The 16,040-nt window shown below is 69.5% G+C and carries 15 protein-coding genes; 11 read left to right on the top strand and 4 right to left on the bottom strand.

Annotation, left to right across the window (positions count from 1 at the left end; translation table 11 throughout):
- Window positions 1-135 precede the first annotated feature (135 nt).
- Both M9914_00250 and M9914_00245 read left to right on the top strand, forming a co-directional pair.
- Window positions 136-1,575 carry an NAD-dependent succinate-semialdehyde dehydrogenase gene (locus M9914_00250; GenBank protein ID MCO5172601.1) on the top strand — a complete coding sequence of 480 codons (1,440 nt, stop codon included), beginning with the start codon at window positions 136-138 and terminating at the stop codon, window positions 1,573-1,575.
- Complete coding sequence (locus M9914_00245; GenBank protein MCO5172600.1) at window positions 1,572-1,997, top strand: hypothetical protein; 426 nt, start codon at window positions 1,572-1,574, stop codon at window positions 1,995-1,997. The genes M9914_00250 and M9914_00245 overlap by 4 nt, the downstream gene beginning before the upstream one ends.
- 10 nt (window positions 1,998-2,007) lie before the next feature.
- Here M9914_00245 and M9914_00240 read toward each other — a convergent pair whose 3' ends face one another.
- Window positions 2,008-2,565 (bottom strand): hypothetical protein, encoded by a 558-nt coding sequence (locus tag M9914_00240; GenBank protein MCO5172599.1) that lies wholly within the window; start codon window positions 2,563-2,565, stop codon window positions 2,008-2,010.
- A gap of 130 nt (window positions 2,566-2,695) precedes the next feature.
- On the opposite strand from M9914_00240, the gene M9914_00235 reads away from it, so the two are divergent.
- Window positions 2,696-3,340: a MarR family transcriptional regulator gene (locus M9914_00235; GenBank protein MCO5172598.1), complete on the top strand. Its 645-nt coding sequence runs from the start codon at window positions 2,696-2,698 to the stop codon at window positions 3,338-3,340.
- Between the two features lie 101 nt (window positions 3,341-3,441).
- The gene (locus M9914_00230; GenBank protein ID MCO5172597.1) at window positions 3,442-4,761 is read left to right on the top strand and encodes a hypothetical protein; all 1,320 of its coding nucleotides are present in this window, start codon (window positions 3,442-3,444) and stop codon (window positions 4,759-4,761) included.
- 28 nt (window positions 4,762-4,789) lie between these two features.
- On the opposite strand, the gene M9914_00225 is transcribed toward M9914_00230, so the two are convergent.
- Entirely contained in the window at window positions 4,790-6,448 is a 1,659-nt protein-coding gene (locus tag M9914_00225) for an aminotransferase class V-fold PLP-dependent enzyme (protein MCO5172596.1), read from the bottom strand.
- A gap of 236 nt (window positions 6,449-6,684) precedes the next feature.
- Here M9914_00225 and M9914_00220 point away from each other — a divergent pair, with 236 nt between their 5' ends.
- Window positions 6,685-7,635, top strand: coding sequence for a TerC family protein (locus M9914_00220; GenBank protein MCO5172595.1), 951 nt, complete (start codon window positions 6,685-6,687; stop codon window positions 7,633-7,635).
- Between the two features lie 89 nt (window positions 7,636-7,724).
- Here the strand turns inward: M9914_00220 and M9914_00215 are convergent, their stop codons facing one another.
- Window positions 7,725-8,333 (bottom strand): dihydrofolate reductase family protein, encoded by a 609-nt coding sequence (locus tag M9914_00215; GenBank protein MCO5172594.1) that lies wholly within the window; start codon window positions 8,331-8,333, stop codon window positions 7,725-7,727.
- 29 nt (window positions 8,334-8,362) lie between these two features.
- Window positions 8,363-9,778, bottom strand: a complete 1,416-nt coding sequence (locus tag M9914_00210; protein MCO5172593.1) for a glycoside hydrolase family 5 protein — start codon at window positions 9,776-9,778, stop codon at window positions 8,363-8,365.
- A 174-nt stretch (window positions 9,779-9,952) separates the two neighbouring features.
- Here M9914_00210 and M9914_00205 point away from each other — a divergent pair, with 174 nt between their 5' ends.
- From M9914_00205 to phnE, 6 genes are all read left to right on the top strand, one after another.
- Window positions 9,953-10,846, top strand: a complete 894-nt coding sequence (locus M9914_00205) for a hypothetical protein (GenBank protein MCO5172592.1) — start codon at window positions 9,953-9,955, stop codon at window positions 10,844-10,846.
- A 104-nt stretch (window positions 10,847-10,950) separates the two neighbouring features.
- A complete protein-coding gene (locus M9914_00200) occupies window positions 10,951-11,706 on the top strand; it encodes an ATP-binding protein (GenBank protein ID MCO5172591.1) in 756 nt (251 codons plus the stop codon).
- Entirely contained in the window at window positions 11,703-12,419 is a 717-nt protein-coding gene (locus M9914_00195) for a response regulator transcription factor (protein MCO5172590.1), read from the top strand. The genes M9914_00200 and M9914_00195 overlap by 4 nt, the downstream gene beginning before the upstream one ends.
- A 149-nt stretch (window positions 12,420-12,568) precedes the next feature.
- Window positions 12,569-13,459 carry a phosphate/phosphite/phosphonate ABC transporter substrate-binding protein gene (locus M9914_00190; protein MCO5172589.1) on the top strand — a complete coding sequence of 297 codons (891 nt, stop codon included), beginning with the start codon at window positions 12,569-12,571 and terminating at the stop codon, window positions 13,457-13,459.
- Window positions 13,460-13,591: 132 nt separating this feature from the next.
- Entirely contained in the window at window positions 13,592-14,341 is a 750-nt protein-coding gene (gene phnC / locus M9914_00185; protein ID MCO5172588.1) for a phosphonate ABC transporter ATP-binding protein, read from the top strand.
- Between the two features lie 21 nt (window positions 14,342-14,362).
- Window positions 14,363-16,024: a phosphonate ABC transporter, permease protein PhnE gene (phnE, locus tag M9914_00180; protein MCO5172587.1), complete on the top strand. Its 1,662-nt coding sequence runs from the start codon at window positions 14,363-14,365 to the stop codon at window positions 16,022-16,024.
- Window positions 16,025-16,040 lie beyond the last annotated feature (16 nt).

The raw sequence follows: 16,040 nt of genomic DNA, 5'->3' as shown, positions 1-16,040 counted from the left end.
GGCCGGAAGACCGGCCGGAAGACCAGCCCAGGCGGGCACGGCCGGCGCCCAGATCGCCGCGACCCGGGACTGGCCGCGGCGCTACACTCGGACCATGGAACCGCGCCGACTCAACCCCGATCGTGAACCGGCAGCATGAAGACGCTCGCCGACGTCACCGCCAAGTACCTCACCGACGAATGGCAGGCCGCAACGAGGACCTTCGAGGTCGTCGAGCCGGCCTCGGGCAAGGTGCTCGCCAACGTCGCCGACTGCGACGCGCAGACGGCCCGCCGGGCCGCCGACGTGGCGTGGGGGGCCTTCGAGAAATGGCGGGCCACGAGCGCGTTCGAACGCTCGGACGTGCTCACCCGCTGGCATGACCTGATCATCGAGAACACCGAGGCGCTCGCGACGACCATGACGCGCGAGATGGGCAAGCCCCTGAAGGAGTCCCGCGGGGAGGTCAAGTACGCCGCCGGCTTCGTCAGGTGGTACGCGGAGGAGGCCAAGCGCGTCTACGGCGACCTCTTCCCCGCCCAGGACCCGAGCAAGCGGCTGCTCGCCGTCCCGCAGCCCGTCGGCCCGGCCTTCGCCATCACCCCGTGGAACTTCCCGCTGGCCATGGTCACGCGCAAGGCGGCACCCGCGCTCGCCGCCGGCTGCACGTTCGTGCTCAAGCCGGCGGAGCAGTCGCCCGTCTCCGCGCTCCTCCTCGCCGACCTGTGGCTGGCGGCCGGCGGGCCCGCCGGTACGCTCCAGGTGCTGCCCACGTCCGATCCGGCGCCCCTCTCCACCGTGCTCATAGAGGACCCGCGCATCCGCAAGCTGACGTTCACCGGCTCGACCGAGGTCGGACGCATCCTCTACGCCCAGGCGGCCGCCACGGTGAAGCGCATCTCGCTCGAGCTCGGCGGCCACGCCCCGTTCCTCGTCTTCGCGGACGCCGACCTCGACGACGCCGTCGCGCAGGTGATGGCCAGCAAGTTCCGCAACGCCGGGCAGACCTGCGTGTGCGCCAACCGGATCTACGTCCACTCCTCGGTAGTCGAGGAGTTCACCGAGCGGTACGCGGCCGCGGCCGCGCGTCTCGTGGTCGGCGACCCCTTGGACGCAGCGACCGACGTCGGTCCGCTCGTCGACGCCCAGGCGGTCGCGAAGGTCGAGCGCCACGTCGCCGAGGCGGTCGGCGGCGGTGCGCGGATCGTGACAGGCGGGAAGCGACTCGACGGGCTCTACCACGCTCCCACGGTGCTGGCGGGTGTACGGCGCGACGCGCTGCTCATGCGCGAGGAGACGTTCGGGCCGGTGGCGCCCATCGCGGCGTTCGAGACTGAGGACGAGGCCGTGAGGCTCGCCAACGACACGCCCTTCGGCCTGGCCGCCTACTTGTACACGCGCGACCTCGGGCGCGCCTTCCGCGTCTCGGAGGCCCTGGAGTACGGCATCGTCGGCGTCAACGACGGCGTGCCGTCCGCACCGTACGCGCCGTTCGGAGGGGTGAAGCAGTCCGGCATCGGGCGTGAGGGCGGGCCATGGGGCATCCACGAGTACCTGAGCGTCAAGTACGTGGCCATGGGGCTCGGGCGGGCTTGAGCGACCGCTATGTCGCGGGGGCGGCAGCCGGCGAGCCGGACGGCACCGGCGCAGACGGAGACGGCGGGGTGGCCGGCGAGGCCATGGCGCTGCTCAGCGGGCTGGCGGCGGCAGTGGGCGGCGGGGAGAAGGCGGCCGCGCACTTCTACGCGCACGCTTCCGACCGGATGCGCGGAGCGCTCGGCAGCGAGACGCATTTCGTGCGCGCGTTCACCAACGAGCGCTTCGCCCCCCTCGCGCACGGCAACGCCGCCAGGCTCACGGAGGTCAGACAGGTCGGCGATAGCGCGAGGGCGACGCTTGCGGTGGACGCGGGGGCCGGCACGGTGACCTACATCGTGGCCGTGGCGAGGGCGCGCTTCGGCGAACGCGCCGGCATGTGGTGCCTCAGCGGCGTGGCGCGTGAGGGCGTCGACCTATAGCCGTTGACTGCTACTTCGGCTGCACGTCCAGCGTGGCGGCGAGCGGCACGCTCTTGCCGCCGCGCGCCTGCAACGTGGCGCGCAAGCGGTAGGGGCCCGGGATGATGTCCTGCGGCACCACGACCTTCACCACGGACCATAACGAGTAGTCGGTCGTAGTGGTGTTGAACGACGCGCTCGTCGAGTTGCGCTGCTCCACCATCACGTTACTGAGCGTCACCTGCCAGCCGTCCGCCACGCGCGCGTCGAGGAGACCGAACATGCTGGCGGCGTCGCCGCGCGACGCGTTGTAGCCGGACGGCACCCACAGGCTGACCTCGAGGTCCTTCGGCGCCAGGTCGAACTGGGCCAAAGAGTGATCGAAGCGTAGGTAGTAGGTCTGGCCCTGCTCGACCCTGATCGAGGAGCCGGCCACGACTATCGGCGTGAAGCTCGAGCTGGAGGTCGCTGGAGCGCACGCCGCCACCGCCAGCGCGAGCGCGACGAAGGCTAACGCGGTGAGGTACGAGCGCCCCGTTCGCCGGCCCGTCGTACGCCTCTCAGTTGTAGTAGCGCTGGTTCGCGTCATGGCCCGAGGCTACCAGAGGCTCATGAGCGGCGCCGCGTACGTACACCGCGCCGACATGAGGACAAGCGCACATGCCATGATGCCCCGGAAGGCGCAGGCGTAGCTCGTCTCGCTACGGCCCACCAGGACGATGAACCAGACCGACACTCGCAGGATCCCGACGAACCGCCACCTCTCCGAGGCACGGTGGCGCCTCCTCGGCCAGGTACTGCGCCACCGCGATCGCGGTCAGACCGTCGAGGAGTTGGCGGAAGCCTTGTCGGTATCCCGCAACGCCGTGCAGCAACATGTCACCTCGCTCGAACGGGACGGTCTCCTCCGCGTCCTCGGACACCGCACGACCGGGGGTCGGCCAGGTCGGGCGTTCACGTTGACCGAGGCCGCGCTCGAGCTCTTCCCCCGGAGTTATGCGAAGCTCGCTGACGACATGCTGCGCAACGTGCGCGAGCTGTTCGGCGAGAGCGGGCTCGATCAGATGCTGGTGAAGATGGCGGACGAGGTCGCGAACGAGCTGGAGCCACGGCTGGCCGGCAAGCAGGGTGGTGAGCGGATCGCCGAGGTCGCGGCCATCCTTCACGAGCTCGGTTACGAGGCCTCCGTCGACGAGGGCGGTCGACTGCTGGCCGCCAACTGCGTGTTCCACCGACTCGCCCACTCTAGCCAGGCAGTGTGCCGGTACGACCATGTCCTACTGAGGCGATTGCTGGGCGACGAGGTCGATCAGCTGGCCTGCATCACCGACGGTTCGGCCGCTTGCGTGTTCACGCTGAGGTAGGCCGACTCCAGCGCCTCCTCGAAGGCCGGACGGGCAGCGCGACGTAACTCCCGGTGGCGCAAGCCACCCGCGACCCCACGGCGGATGTACAGTTCTCGCCAGTGACAGAAGCCGGCCAGCCCGTCCGCTTGGGAGACGTCTTCAGGACGTGGCTCCCGCTCGCGGCGAGCTGGTTGGTGATGGCCATGGAACTGCCGGCGGTCAGCGCCACCGTGACGCGCCTCACCGACCCGGAGCTGCACCTCGCGGCTTACGGCGGCGTGGTCCTCCCCGTCTCGCTCATCATCGAGGCGCCCGTGATGATGCTGCTGGCCGCCAGTGTGGCCCTGGCCAGAGACCGGGCCTCCCACCGACTCATCTACCGTTTCATGATGGCGCTCGGCGTGGGGCTGACGGCGCTGCACGCCTTGCTGGCGTTCACGCCCCTCTTCGACCTCGTCATCGTCCCGCTACTCGGGCCACCCGCGAGCGTCGTCGAGCCGGCCAGGCTGGGCCTGAAGCTGATGCTCCCCTGGACGTGGGCGATCGCCTATCGGCGGTTCCATCAGGGTCTGTTGATCCGGTTCGGGCGTTCTCACCACGTCACCATCGGCACGGCGCTGCGCCTCGTTACCGTCGTCGGCGCGGCGGCCTTCCTCGGCTTCGCGCTCGGCGCCCCCGGCGTGGTGACCGCGACGTTGGCTGTCATCTGCGGCGTGACGGTGGAGGCGCTTTACAGCGGTCTCGCCGCCCTACCCGTAGTGCGCAAGCAGCTCGACCAGGCCGTGACCGTCACGCCTCCCTTGACCGTCGGCGCCTTCCTGGCCTTCTTCCTCCCCCTGCTCCTCACGAGCCTCCTGTCGCTCCTCGTGCAGCCGCTAGGCAGCGCGGCGCTGGCGAGGATGCCGGAGGCGCTCGCGTCGCTCGCGGTCTGGCCGATCGCGAACGGCCTACTGTTCATGCTGCGGTCGGTGGCGTTCGCCCTCAACGAGGTGGTCGTCGCGCTCCTAGACCGTCCCGGTGCCTACCGCACGCTGCGGCGCTTCACGTGGCTACTGGGAGGCTCTCTCCTGCTGATCATGCTGGCGGTCGCGTTCACGCCCCTCTCCCGCTTTTGGTTCGGGACGGTCTCGGGCCTCAGCCCGTCCCTGGCCGCCCTCGCGACCGTCGGGTTCACCTGGGCGCTCCTCTGGCCGTCCCTCGACGCCTTCCGCAACCTCCTACAAGGCGTGGCCGTGCATGCCAAGCGCACGGCCGTCATCGGCTCGGCTACCGTCGTCTTCCTCGGTGTCAGCGCGGCCCTGCTCGTAGCCGGCATCGTTGTCCAACGCTTCCCGGCCCTGCCCGTCGCGATGTTCGCGTTCGTGGTCGCCACGCTGGCACAGGTGGTCTGGCTGAGCGTCAACCTGCGGCGCGAGACCGCTGCCCTGGCCGGACGCTAGCTTCCGGGACGCCGGAACCCCGGCCCGGTCAGTACTGGAACCGCGCTAACGCGGTGTCGGCCGCAGTGGCGCGGTCCGGGGCGACGGGCGGGGCGATGCGCAGTTGGGCCGCCAAACGCCGCGCTTCGGCGAGGTAAGCAGCGTAGTCCTCGGGGCGTCTGCGCGGGGAGGTCGCGACGGGCGCCCAGGACTCCGGCTCGAACGCCCCTTCCGCATACCCGTCGCCCGCCCTGGACGCATGCCGCCACGCGCCGCTACGCCAGTCGAAGTCGTAGAGGGGTAGGAACGCGTCACCCTCCTCGGCCAGGAACTCGACGGCCGACAGGAGGAAATCGAACTCCGCCTCGTCGATCATGAAGTGGAAGCTCAACCGGCACCACCCAGGCTTCAGGCCGTCGTAGCCGGCCTCGATCTGTCCCAGGTACCTGTTCGAGACCGTCTCGTCGATCCCGAGGAGGTCGTGTCCGTAAGGGCCGGCGCAGGAACAGCCGGCCCGCCCCTGGATGCCGAAGAGGTCCGAGAGGAGCCTGACGACGAAACGCGGGTGGAGGTAGCGTCCGGCGGGCTTCAGGAGGAACGACACCACGGCCAGGCGCGGCGCCTCCAGGTTCCCCAGGATCTCGACCTTGGGGTTGCCGACGAGCCGCGCGATGGCCCGGCGGATGTAAGCCTCCTCGCGCTCGGCGATCAGGTCCTCACCGACGCGCTCTTTCACGCGGAAGGCCATGGCGGCGCGGAGCTTCTGCAGGATGCCGGGCGTGCCGGCGTCCTCCCTCGTCTCCACGTCGGCGACGTAGCGCTGCTGATCGCGGTTGACGAAGGTGACCGTGCCGCCGCCGGCCGTCGTCGGGCAACTGAGCGAGTACAGCGACTCGTGGATGAGGAGCAGCCCCGTGGAGCCCGGGCCGCCGAGGAGCTTGTGGGGGCTCAGCACCACGGCGTCCAGGCCATCGTTCGCGCCGGGAGCCGACTCGCCCACGTCGATTTGCACGTATGGCGCGCTGGCGGCGAAATCGAAGGCGGCGAGGGCGCCGTGCTCGTGAAGCAGCTTGGCCACCGCCCTTACGTCGGTCAGGAGACCGGTCACGTTGCTGGCCGCCGAGAACGACCCTAGGCGCGGCCGGTTCAGGTAGCGTGGATCGCTGAGCGCGCGCCGCAACGCGGCGAGGTCGAGCGTGCCATCGCGCGCCAACGGGATCGGCACCCGCTCGGCCAACGATTCGCGCCACGAGACGTCGTTCGAGTGATGCTCGTAAGGCCCGACGAAGACGACCCAGCGGTCGTGCGGCTCGAGCATGCCGACGACCTTGTCGCGCAAGTGCGGAGCCACGCTGACGCCGAGCACTTCCTGCAGCCGCTTGAGCGCGCCGGTGGCGCCGGTGCCGGCGAAGATGAGCTTGTGGCGCTCACCGCCGCCGAGCCGGCGCTTGAGGTAGGCGCGCGCCGACTCAGTCAGCTCCGTCGTATGGGCGCCCGTGGCGCTGTCCTCGGTGTGGGTGTTGGCGTATAGAGGGAGCACGGCGCGCGCCAACGCCTCCTCGATGGACGCGAGCGGGCGGCCCGAGGCGATATGGTCGGCGTAGGTGAGGCGCCGTGCCCCGAAGGGCGTCGCGAAACACGCCCCCTCGCCTATGACGTCGGCCCGCAGCTCCTCCAACGTGAGCCGCACCTGCTTCTCGGTAGCCATGGCCTGCCTCCGCTCGACTTGCTCCCAGGTTACAACCTGCCGCATCCGGTGGCCGGACGTGCCGCATGGGCCACGTGTCGGTCCGCTCGCTCGCTCCCCCCTGTCCACGGGTTACACTCGTTGGCCGTTGAGGGGGAGTAGCCGCCCGCACCCCGCGGGAGCCCGCCATCGTCAACACGGCGACCAAAGGTCGTCCGGTGGCGCGCGTTCAGGCGAGACCCTAACGGGAGGTCATCATGACCGAACCGCTATGGGCCTGGTTCGCCTTCATCGGCTTCGTCTTCGCGATGCTTGCCATCGATCTCGGCGTCTTCCAGCGCAAGGCGCACGTCGTCAAGCCCCAGGAGGCCGCGCTCTGGACCGGCGTCTGGGTGAGCCTGTCGCTCCTCCTCGGACTGGCCTTCAACTTCTGGCTCGGCCCCGAGAAGGCCATCCAGTACGTGACGGGGTACGTGCTCGAGTGGTCGTTGTCCGTCGACAACATCTTCGTGTTCGTGCTCGTGTTCTCGTACTTCAAGACGCCCTTCAAGTACCAGCAGCGCGTCCTTCTGTGGGGCATCGTCGGCGCGCTCCTGCTGCGGGGCATCATGATCGTGGTCGGCGCCACGCTCATCCAGGCGTTCAGTTGGGTGCTCTACATCTTCGGCGCCTTCCTCCTCTTCACCGGCGCGCGGATGCTCTTCCAGAAGGGCGACGGCGAATCGGACCTCGAGAAGAACCCCGCCCTGCGCCTGGTCAAGCGCCTCATGCCGGTGAGCGCCGAGTACGACGGCCAGAAGTTCTTCACGATCAGGAACGGCGTGCGCATGGCGACGCCGCTGCTCCTCGTGCTGGTGGTCATCGAGTTCACCGACCTGCTCTTCGCCGTCGACTCCATCCCGGCCATCTTCGCGGTGACCACCGACGGCTTCATCGTGTTCACGGCCAGCATCATGGCGGTGCTCGGCCTGCGCTCCATGTACTTCCTCCTCGCGCACGTCGTCCACCGCTTCGTCTACCTGAAGACCGGCCTGGCGATCATCCTCGTCTACATAGGCGCCAAGATGTTGCTCCTCGACGTCTTGCACATACCGAGCCTCGTGTCGCTCGCGGTGGTCGTCGGCATCCTCGCGCTCAGCGTCGTGGCCTCGCTCATATGGGGCAAGCCGCAGGCGCCGGCACACCAGGACTCGCTTCCGCCCAGCTGAGCGCCGGCCGAGCCGTCGCCAGGGCGACCGGACCCTCTACCCGACGGTCGCCCCGGGCGGCGGCGGCGTCGCCGCGCGCCGAAGACCGGTCAACCGACTTCGTAGCGGTGGGTCACTATCCCGGAACCCGGGTACGTCCTCACGTCCAAGAGCTTGAAGGGCACTTCGGGCCGGCGCTCGAACAGGGGCACGCCGCCGCCCGCCACCAGGGGGAAGTAGGTGATGTGCAGCTCGTCGACGAGAGCCTCGGCCAGCAGGTGGTTCCAGAGCAACCGCCCCATCAGGACGAGGATGTCGCGTCCCTCACCGGTCTTGAGCGCCGCGACGTGAGCGACGGCGTCCGCGACGGGCACGACGGTGGTCGTGCCTCGCCAGGCGGCGAGGTCGCCGCCGGCCAGCTTGTCCGAGACGGCCACCTTCTCCACTTCCCGGATGAGCCTGGCGAACTCTCGCCTCACGGGCGTGGCGGCCGGGTCCGCCTCGACGCCCGTCCAGTACGCGTAGTTGCCCAGGAACGAGGTCCTGCCGCTCAGCAACAGGGTGTCGGCCGCGCCGAGGCGCTCGACGTTGTAGTGGTCGAACGCCCCGTCACCCCGGTAGTCGGGGTGGAAGTACTCGAAGAACGGCTCGATGCTCTTGTCGAGCGCCTCGTAGTAACCGTCCAGGGTCGCGAAGTTGTTGACGACGACCTTGCGCAAGGGCAGCCTCCAAAGTTGTCGAAGCGGCGTCAGTCCCCGACGAGCGCCCCGAGCAGCCCGGTGCGCCACGCGCCGGCCACCGGGTCGTACGCCCCGAAGCCGTCCGCGAACTCCCAGTACGCCCAGTTGAGACCGCGCGCCTCGGCCGCCTGGCGAACGGCGCGGGTCCACCGGACGCGCGAGGCCGTGTCGGCCTTGCCGTACGCTCCGAACTCGCCGACGAGAACGGGTGGGGCGCCGTGCGCTTCCGCCCACTCCCTCACGAAGTCGAAAGCCGCCTCCACCGCCTCGGTCTCGGTGACGAGAAGCGGCAGGCGCTGCCCGTCCGCCCTGAGCTCGAGGCCTTGCAGGACGAAGGGCGTCTGGGGCACGGCCGTGCGGTTCTGGAGGATGACCCGCTCCACCCCTCCTGCGCCGCCACACTCCGCCAGGTCTACGACCGTCTCGACGCCGGCCTCGGTGTCCACCGGCACCGTCGCGTTGTCGGCTTCCGGCCCGCAGGCGACCAGGAGCTCCACGGCGCGCGACGTCGTGAACGCGAGCCGGTCGTAGCCGAGTAGAGCCCCGAACGGTTGCAGGTAATAGCCCGCCCAACCGGCGTCGAAGGTGAGCGTGAGCTCGTCGCCGTAATCCCGCGTCGTGTCCCACGACCAGTCGGCCCAGGCCGGGTTCGGCGTCAGCCGCGAGCCGGTCCAGGTCGTGCCGACGGGCGGCGCGGGCTCGACCCACTCGGCACCTTGGTGCGTGAAGTAGAACGGGTCGTAGTAGTGCACGGTGAGAACGAGACGGTCGTCGTCCGGCCACGCGAGACCCGGCAGGTTGCCGATGCCGTTGAAGCCCGTCGGTCCGACCACGACCCAGCGGGTCGGGTTGGTCTCGCGCACCACGGCCAGCGCCTGGGAGACGAGGGCGTTCCAGGTCGCGTCGTCCAAGGCGTCGTGCGGCTCGTTGAGGAGCTCGAAGAGGACGCCGTCAGGGGCGTCCCGGTAATGCTCGGCGATCTGCCGCCAGATGGCGAGCCACCGCTCCGTGTGGCCGCCCGGGTCCTCGTGCAGCTCGTCGTAATGGTGAAAGTCGACGATGACGTTCATGCCGCGCTCGACGATCCAGCCGACGACCTCGTCAACGCGGGCGAAGAAGTCGGGATCGACGGTGTACGGTGCGGCGGCGGAAGCGTGCGCCGACCACTTGATCGGCAACCTGACCGTCTGGAAACCGGCGCTCCCGACGGCCTCAGCGTAGCCTTCTTGCAACGTGACGCCCCAGTCGCCTTCGTTCGGCGCCTCGAGGGCGTTGGCGAAGTTGATGCCGCGGCCGAAGGGCTCTGGCACGCCGCCGCCGGGAGGCGGGAGCGGCTGGCCGGCACAAGCGACGAGAAGCGTAAGGGCGAGGGTGAGGCTGAATGCGACGGCCAGGGCGGCGACGCGACGCGGTTCCTTGCGCATGGGCGAGTATAAGACCGGCGAAGTGCGTGCGAGCCCACCGCCGACGCGGCTTTCGACCCGTACGGCGGCCTCGCCGCCGGTGCGAGCTAGGACGCGTCCCGGCCAGGACCGGGACACGGCCCCATGACACCGGGACTCCCGGGCGCAGAGTATGCGCGTTCGGAGGTACTGATCATGTACGACCGTCAGACAGATCACCATGCGCCACGCGCGCTGGCCGCGCGGTTCGCGTGGCTTCCATTCCTCACCGTCGCGCTGGCCTCCGGCCTCGCGCACGCGGCAGCCGATGTACGCACCGAGTACGCCGACGGCAGCCTGCGGGGGCCTCAGGTGTACGCCGGGGAGGGCTTCCATTCCGTCGGGCTGGTCAACGAGAGCGCGGAGGCCGTCACTTTCAACGTGTACCGGTTGCACGATGGCGTCGGGCTCGGGGCGTTCGAGCAGACCGACGCCACACTGCAAGCGGCGCTCCAGGCCCAGACGGACGCCTCGGTCGCGGCGATGCAGGCGTTCATGGAGCAGGCCGACGCCCTCGGCGGCACCGTCGTGAAGGCGCGTGACGAGACCGACATGTTCGTCGACCTAGAGGAAGGGACGTACGTCGTATCGGCGAGCGTTGACGGGAACGACGCGAGCAAGCCGGTGTACACCTCCTTCATGGTCACGGAGGGCGGCGATCAGGGCACGGCCCCCGAGGTGGCCAACGTGGTGCACCTCTCGGACTTCGCCTTCGACTTCCCGGCTACCATAGCGGCGGGCGAGAACCTCTGGGAAGTGAGTAACACGGGCGCGCAGCCGCACATCGCGGCCTTCTTCAAACTCCTGCCCGGCAAGACGACCGCCGATCTCGAGGCGTTCCTCAACGGCGCCACGGACGAGAGCACGCCGCCGCCGTTCGACACCGGCACGGACCTGAGCATCGAGGCGCTTACCCCAGGAGCCACCGTCTACCTGCCCCTCGACTTCTCCGCCGGCACCTGGGTGGCCGTCTGCTTCGTGCCGGACATGCACGACCCTTCTACGGCGCATTACATGGAAGGGATGATCGAGGAGTTCGTCGTCGACTGAGCGCGTAGCCCGTTCCGCAGCCGCGAGGGTACGGAGCCTCATCCGTACCCTCGCTCTCATGTTCCGGGCGTAGCCTGGGCGTCGCTTAAGGAGCGGTGACCCAGGTGTTAGAACGCGCCCCCTTCAGCCGCCCGAACCGGGCCCGCCAACCGTGCCATGCCGATCGGCCACGCGACGTAGCCGCGAGCGCCGCTTCGACCCAACCACAACCGGACGACCTGCGCTGCGCTCTGCACGACCGCCTCGGCCCCGGCCTGGCCAACCTCGAGGTGAGGCTCGAGCTCCTCGAGGTGACCGCGGAGGGGCTGCCCATCGCCGCCGACGTGGCCGCGCTGAGGCTCGACGCCGGCCGACTGGTTCGTGAGCTCCGCCGCATCGTGCACGACGAGCCGCCCGCGCCGCTCGGCATGGGGCTGGTCGCAGCCATCTCCGAGGCCTGCCACGGTGCCGAACGGCCCGGCCTGCGCGTAGGGCTCCGCATCGTAGGCACACCGTGCGAGCCCTCGGCCGCGCTCGCCGAGCTGCTCTACCGCGCGGCGCTCGAAGGGATCGCCAACGTGGCGCGCCACGCCGAAGCCAGTCGCTGCTCGGTGACGCTGCGCTTCGGCCCCACCTCCATTTGCTTCCAAGTACGCGACGACGGTATCGGCCCCGCCGGCGCCTCGCACGGCGTCCGCGCCGGTCGGCGCGGCCTCGGCCTCGCCTCGCTGCGCCGCACGGCACGACTGCTCGGCGGCACGGCCCACTTGCTTCCCTCGCCGGCCGGCGGGTCGTGTCTCTCGGTGACGCTGCCGCTGCTACCGGCGACACGCGCGAGGCGTGGGCAGCACCCTCAGCCGCTCGAGCGCCGCCTACCGTGAGGGAGCCGGGTACCACCCGGGCGGGGCTCGGCATGCCCGTGGCCGGACCCGACGCGACCGTTCCCGTCACCGTCCTGGTGGCAGACGACCACGAGCTGTTCCTCGAAGGCCTCTCCCTGCTCGTCGCCGCCATGCCCGGCTGCGAGGTCGTCGGGACGGCGCACGACGGCGCTCAAGCCGTCGAGCTGGCCAAGCGGCTGTCTCCTCGCGTAGTCCTCATGGACGCGCGCATGCCCCGGCTGTCGGGGCCGGAGGCCATCGCCCACCTGGTGGCGGAGCTCCCGGGAACGGCCGTCGTGATGGTGACGATGTTCGCGGACGACGAGCTCGTCTTCCACGCCATGCGCGCGGGCGCCAAGGGCTACGTCCTGAAGGGCGCCTCGAAGGCCGAGCTGGAGCGGGCGATCATGGCGGCGGCGAACGGCGAGGCTCTGTTCGACCACGACATCGTGGAACGGTTCAGCCGCTACTTCGCGGCCGGCGCGGCGAGCGGCGCCCTACCGTTCGACCTGACGCCACGCGAGCGCGAAGTGCTGGCGCTCCTGGCACGCGGCCTGCGCAACCCCGCGCTGGCCAGGGAGCTGCGGGTGACGACCAAGACCGTGAGGAACCACGTGTCCAACGTCATCGGCAAGCTCGGGGTCAGCACTCGGCAGGAGGCGGCCGCGAAGGCGCGGGAGGCGGGCCTCGGAGGGGACAAGGAGCCGCTCTGACCGCGCGGGAGCGAGTGAAGCATGTCCGTTGGCCGCGCGCCCGACGCGGCATGGCCGTCACGGCAGCCGCCGACTGCCCCCGTGCTACAGTCTCCCTGCGAAAAGCATCCATAAGCGCAACGCAAGTCGTTGAACCTGGGAGGCGTTCAATGAAACAGGCCCTCGTCAAGCTCGTGTTCCTTGCCGCGGCGATCACCACGCTGTTCTCCGTCGCGATCGCTCAGGCCCCTATAACGGTGAGGATCGGTTTCAACCCGACCCAGAACTCCGACCTGCTGACCGCCGCCTCCGAGGGCATCGCCAACTACCTCGAGTCCCAGTTGGGCGGCGCCGTCGAAGTGCAGGTCTTCATCCCCACGGACTACCGCGGCCTGATCGAGGCCATGGGCTCCGGCAACCTCGACTTCGCCTTCTTCCCACCCGACGGCTTCGTGGTGGCGAACCAGGAAGTCGGCGCCATGGTCCTCCTCAAGTCCGTGCGCTCAGGCAACCCGTACTACTGGTCCGCCATAGTCGTGCGCAAGGACAGCGGCATCGAGAACATCGGCGACCTCGAAGGCAAGTCCATCGCCTGGATCGACCCGAACTCGGCCGCCGGCTACACGTTCCCGCGCGCCGAACTGATCACGGCCGGCATCAACCCGGACGACTTCTTCAGCAACCAGGTCTACGCCGGCGGGCACGACGCCGCCGTTCTGGCCGTCCTCAACGGCTCCGTCGACGCGGCGGCCACCTTCGCGAACGACGACCAGAACATCTCCGGCGCCTGGACGCAGTTCCTCGACGCCGACCAGGCCAGCCAGATCACCGCGATCTTCTACACGCGGCCCATCCCCGGCGACACGTTCAGCGTCTCGCAACAGTTCGCCTCGGAGCACCCGGCCCTTACCTACCAGATCGCCGCGGCCATCGCCACCATCAAGGCGCCCGACAACAACCTGCTCACCGACCTCTACCGCATCGACTACATGATCCCGGCGGACAGCTCCGACTACGCCGTGGTGCGCGACACCCGTCGCATCCTGGGGCTCGACCAGTAGCCGACGGCGGACGCGGGGTGGGCGCCACTTGTGACAGTGGCGCCCACCCCGCGTCGCTCCCTGGCCGGCACGCGCACACGATGACCGCTCTCACACGTCGGATCCCATGCCGCAACTGACCCAGCCCATCACATGATCGAGGTCTCGAACCTCGGCAAGGTCTTCCCCGACGGCACGCAGGCGTTGTCCGGCGTGAACGTCAGCGTGCCGGACGGCGACTTCATCGCGGTCATCGGCCTGTCCGGCGCCGGCAAGTCGACCTTCCTGCGCTGCCTGAACCGGCTCGTCGACCCGAGCGAGGGCTCCATCACGGTGGGCTCCAAGGACGTCGCGCGGCTGCGTGGCAGGCAACTGCAGCACTACCGCCGCACGGTCGGGTTCATATTCCAGCAGTTCAACCTCGTCCAAAGGCTATCGGTCCTGGACAACGTCCTCAGCGGACGCCTCGGCTACCACCCGACGTGGCGCGGCCTGCTCGCGCTCTACACGGAAGGCGACAGGGAGCTCGCCATGTCCGCCATCCGCGAGGTGGGCCTGAGCGGCAAGGAGGACGCCAGGGTCGACCAGCTCTCGGGCGGCCAGCAGCAGCGCGTGGCGATAGCGCGCGCCATGGCCCAGGAGCCGCAGCTCATCCTCGCCGACGAGCCCATGGCCAGCCTCGACCCGCGCCTGTCGGACGTGATCCTAGGTATCTTGCGCGACTACAACGAGACCAAGGGCGTGACCGTGCTCGTCAACATCCACGTGCTCGACCTGGCCAAGCGCTACGCCAAGCGGGTGTTGGCCTTCAACAAGGGCAAGCTCGTGTTCGACGGACCCGTGTCGAGCTTGGACGACGACCTCGAGACGCGCATCTACGCGGGCTCGTTGGAGGCCCTCTGATATGGGTAGCCTGCCGATAGCGTGCAGCTCGCCGACGAAGGCGGTCCGCTGATGTGGGGCGCGTTGGCGGTCGGCGCGCTCGTGGCCGTACTGGCCGGGTTCGCGCGCGCTTCGATGCGCCGCCTCGTGGTGACGGCTAGCCTCGCGCTGATCGTCGCCTATCTCGCCTTCCCGTTCTCCACCACCGTCGGCTTCGTCAGCCGCGACACCATCCGGCCGACCCTCTTAGGGCTGACACCGTTGCAGCCGCTCCTGGCGGTCGTCCTCCTGGCCGCCCTTGTCGCCCTGGTGGTGGCACTGCGGAGCCCGCGCGCTGGAGGGCTCGTCGCCGTGATAGCGGCCGCCGCGAGCCTGGCGGCGATCCTGGTCTGGCGCGCCCAGACGCCCGTGCTCGTCCACCTGCTCCCGCTCGGCGGCCTCATGGAGGTGCTCACGGCGGCGGTGCTCGGTGCGGCCATCGCGGCAGCCGGCTGGGGCGCGCGACGCCTACGTTGGCCGCTCCTGGGGCTCGGGCTCGTGGTGGGCGTCCTCGCCGGCGTCCTGCTCCTCTCACCCGCCGGCCATCGGCTGTTCCCCAACGCGGTCGGCTACTACCGGCTCGTGACGAAGACGTCCGCGAACGAGCAGGAGACCATCGTCGAGGCTTACAACGCCAACCTCGACGTCACCAATGCGCAGCGCCAACGCATCGGCCTGCGCCCGCTGCCGCCCATCGAGAGCACGGCGGGGCTCGCCACCGAGCGCCTGCCCGAGGAGGCGGCCGCGACCGGCTACCGGATGCTCAGGCCGGCGGAGGGCGGCTACGGCGTCGGCGTTGCCTTCCTCCTCTGCGGGCTGCTGCTCGGCAGCGGCGCCATGCTGGCCGCCAGACCCAAGCTCAAGAGCGGTAACGACCTCGTGACCGGCCTGGTGTACGCCGCCGCGCTCGTCGTCCTCGCCCCCGCGTTCGCCTCTACGAGGTTCAGCCTGGGGAAGATCGTCGAGGGCTGGCCGTTCCTCCTCAACTTCCTCGACCGCGCGTGGCCCCCGCTCCTCGCGGACCCGAGCTACGGGCAGTTCGGCCTCTTCCCGCTGCAAGAGGTCGCGAGCCAGATGCTGATAACGCTGGAGATCGCGCTCGTCGGCACGTTCCTCGGCGCCATCTTCGCCGTTCCCTTGAGCTTCCTCGCCGCCCGCAACCTCACGTCCGGCAACCCGCTCATGCGCGCCGCGTTCGTGATCACGCGCGGCTTCTTCAACCTGGACCGCGGGGTCGACACGCTGATCCTCGCCCTGATCTTCGTCGCCGCCGTCGGGCTGGGGCCGCTGGCCGGCGTGCTCGCCATGGCCATCCACTCGATCGCGGACCTCGGCAAGCTCTACTCGGAGTCCATCGAGAACGTCGACCGAGGCCCCATCGAGGCGCTCGAGTCCGTAGGGGCCGCTGGCAGCAACGTGGTCCGCTGGGCCATCCTCCCCCAGGTGTCGCCCCTGTTCCTCGGCTGGACCCTCTACCGCTTCGAGATCAACTTCCGCGTCTCGATCGTCCTCGGCCTCGTTGGCGCCGGTGGCATCGGCTTCTTCATCCAGGACAAGATGGCCTCCGGTAAGTACGACCAGATGATCATCGCCATCATCGCCATCGTGATCGTGGTGAACATCATCGACTTCGTGTCCTCCTGGTTGCGGGGGAAGTTGGTTTGAGGCGCTTGACTACCGT

The organism is Trueperaceae bacterium (genome assembly GCA_023954415.1).
Lineage (GTDB): Bacteria > Deinococcota > Deinococci > Deinococcales > Trueperaceae > JAAYYF01.
This window is presented reverse-complemented; position numbering and strand designations above follow the sequence as displayed.

Bases quoted from the DNA above. Each gene is read 5' to 3' on its own strand.
- phnC (MCO5172588.1), top strand. From the start codon at position 13,592: ATGATCGAGGTCTCGAACCTCGGCAAGGTCTTCCCCGACGGCACGCAG.
- M9914_00235 (MCO5172598.1), top strand. From the start codon at position 2,696: ATGAACCAGACCGACACTCGCAGGATCCCGACGAACCGCCACCTCTCC.
- M9914_00220 (MCO5172595.1), top strand. From the start codon at position 6,685: ATGACCGAACCGCTATGGGCCTGGTTCGCCTTCATCGGCTTCGTCTTC.
- M9914_00250 (MCO5172601.1), top strand. From the start codon at position 136: ATGAAGACGCTCGCCGACGTCACCGCCAAGTACCTCACCGACGAATGG.
- M9914_00240 (MCO5172599.1), bottom strand. From the start codon at position 2,565: ATGACGCGAACCAGCGCTACTACAACTGAGAGGCGTACGACGGGCCGG.
- M9914_00210 (MCO5172593.1), bottom strand. From the start codon at position 9,778: ATGCGCAAGGAACCGCGTCGCGTCGCCGCCCTGGCCGTCGCATTCAGC.
- M9914_00225 (MCO5172596.1), bottom strand. From the start codon at position 6,448: ATGGCTACCGAGAAGCAGGTGCGGCTCACGTTGGAGGAGCTGCGGGCC.
- M9914_00205 (MCO5172592.1), top strand. From the start codon at position 9,953: ATGTACGACCGTCAGACAGATCACCATGCGCCACGCGCGCTGGCCGCG.
- M9914_00190 (MCO5172589.1), top strand. From the start codon at position 12,569: ATGAAACAGGCCCTCGTCAAGCTCGTGTTCCTTGCCGCGGCGATCACC.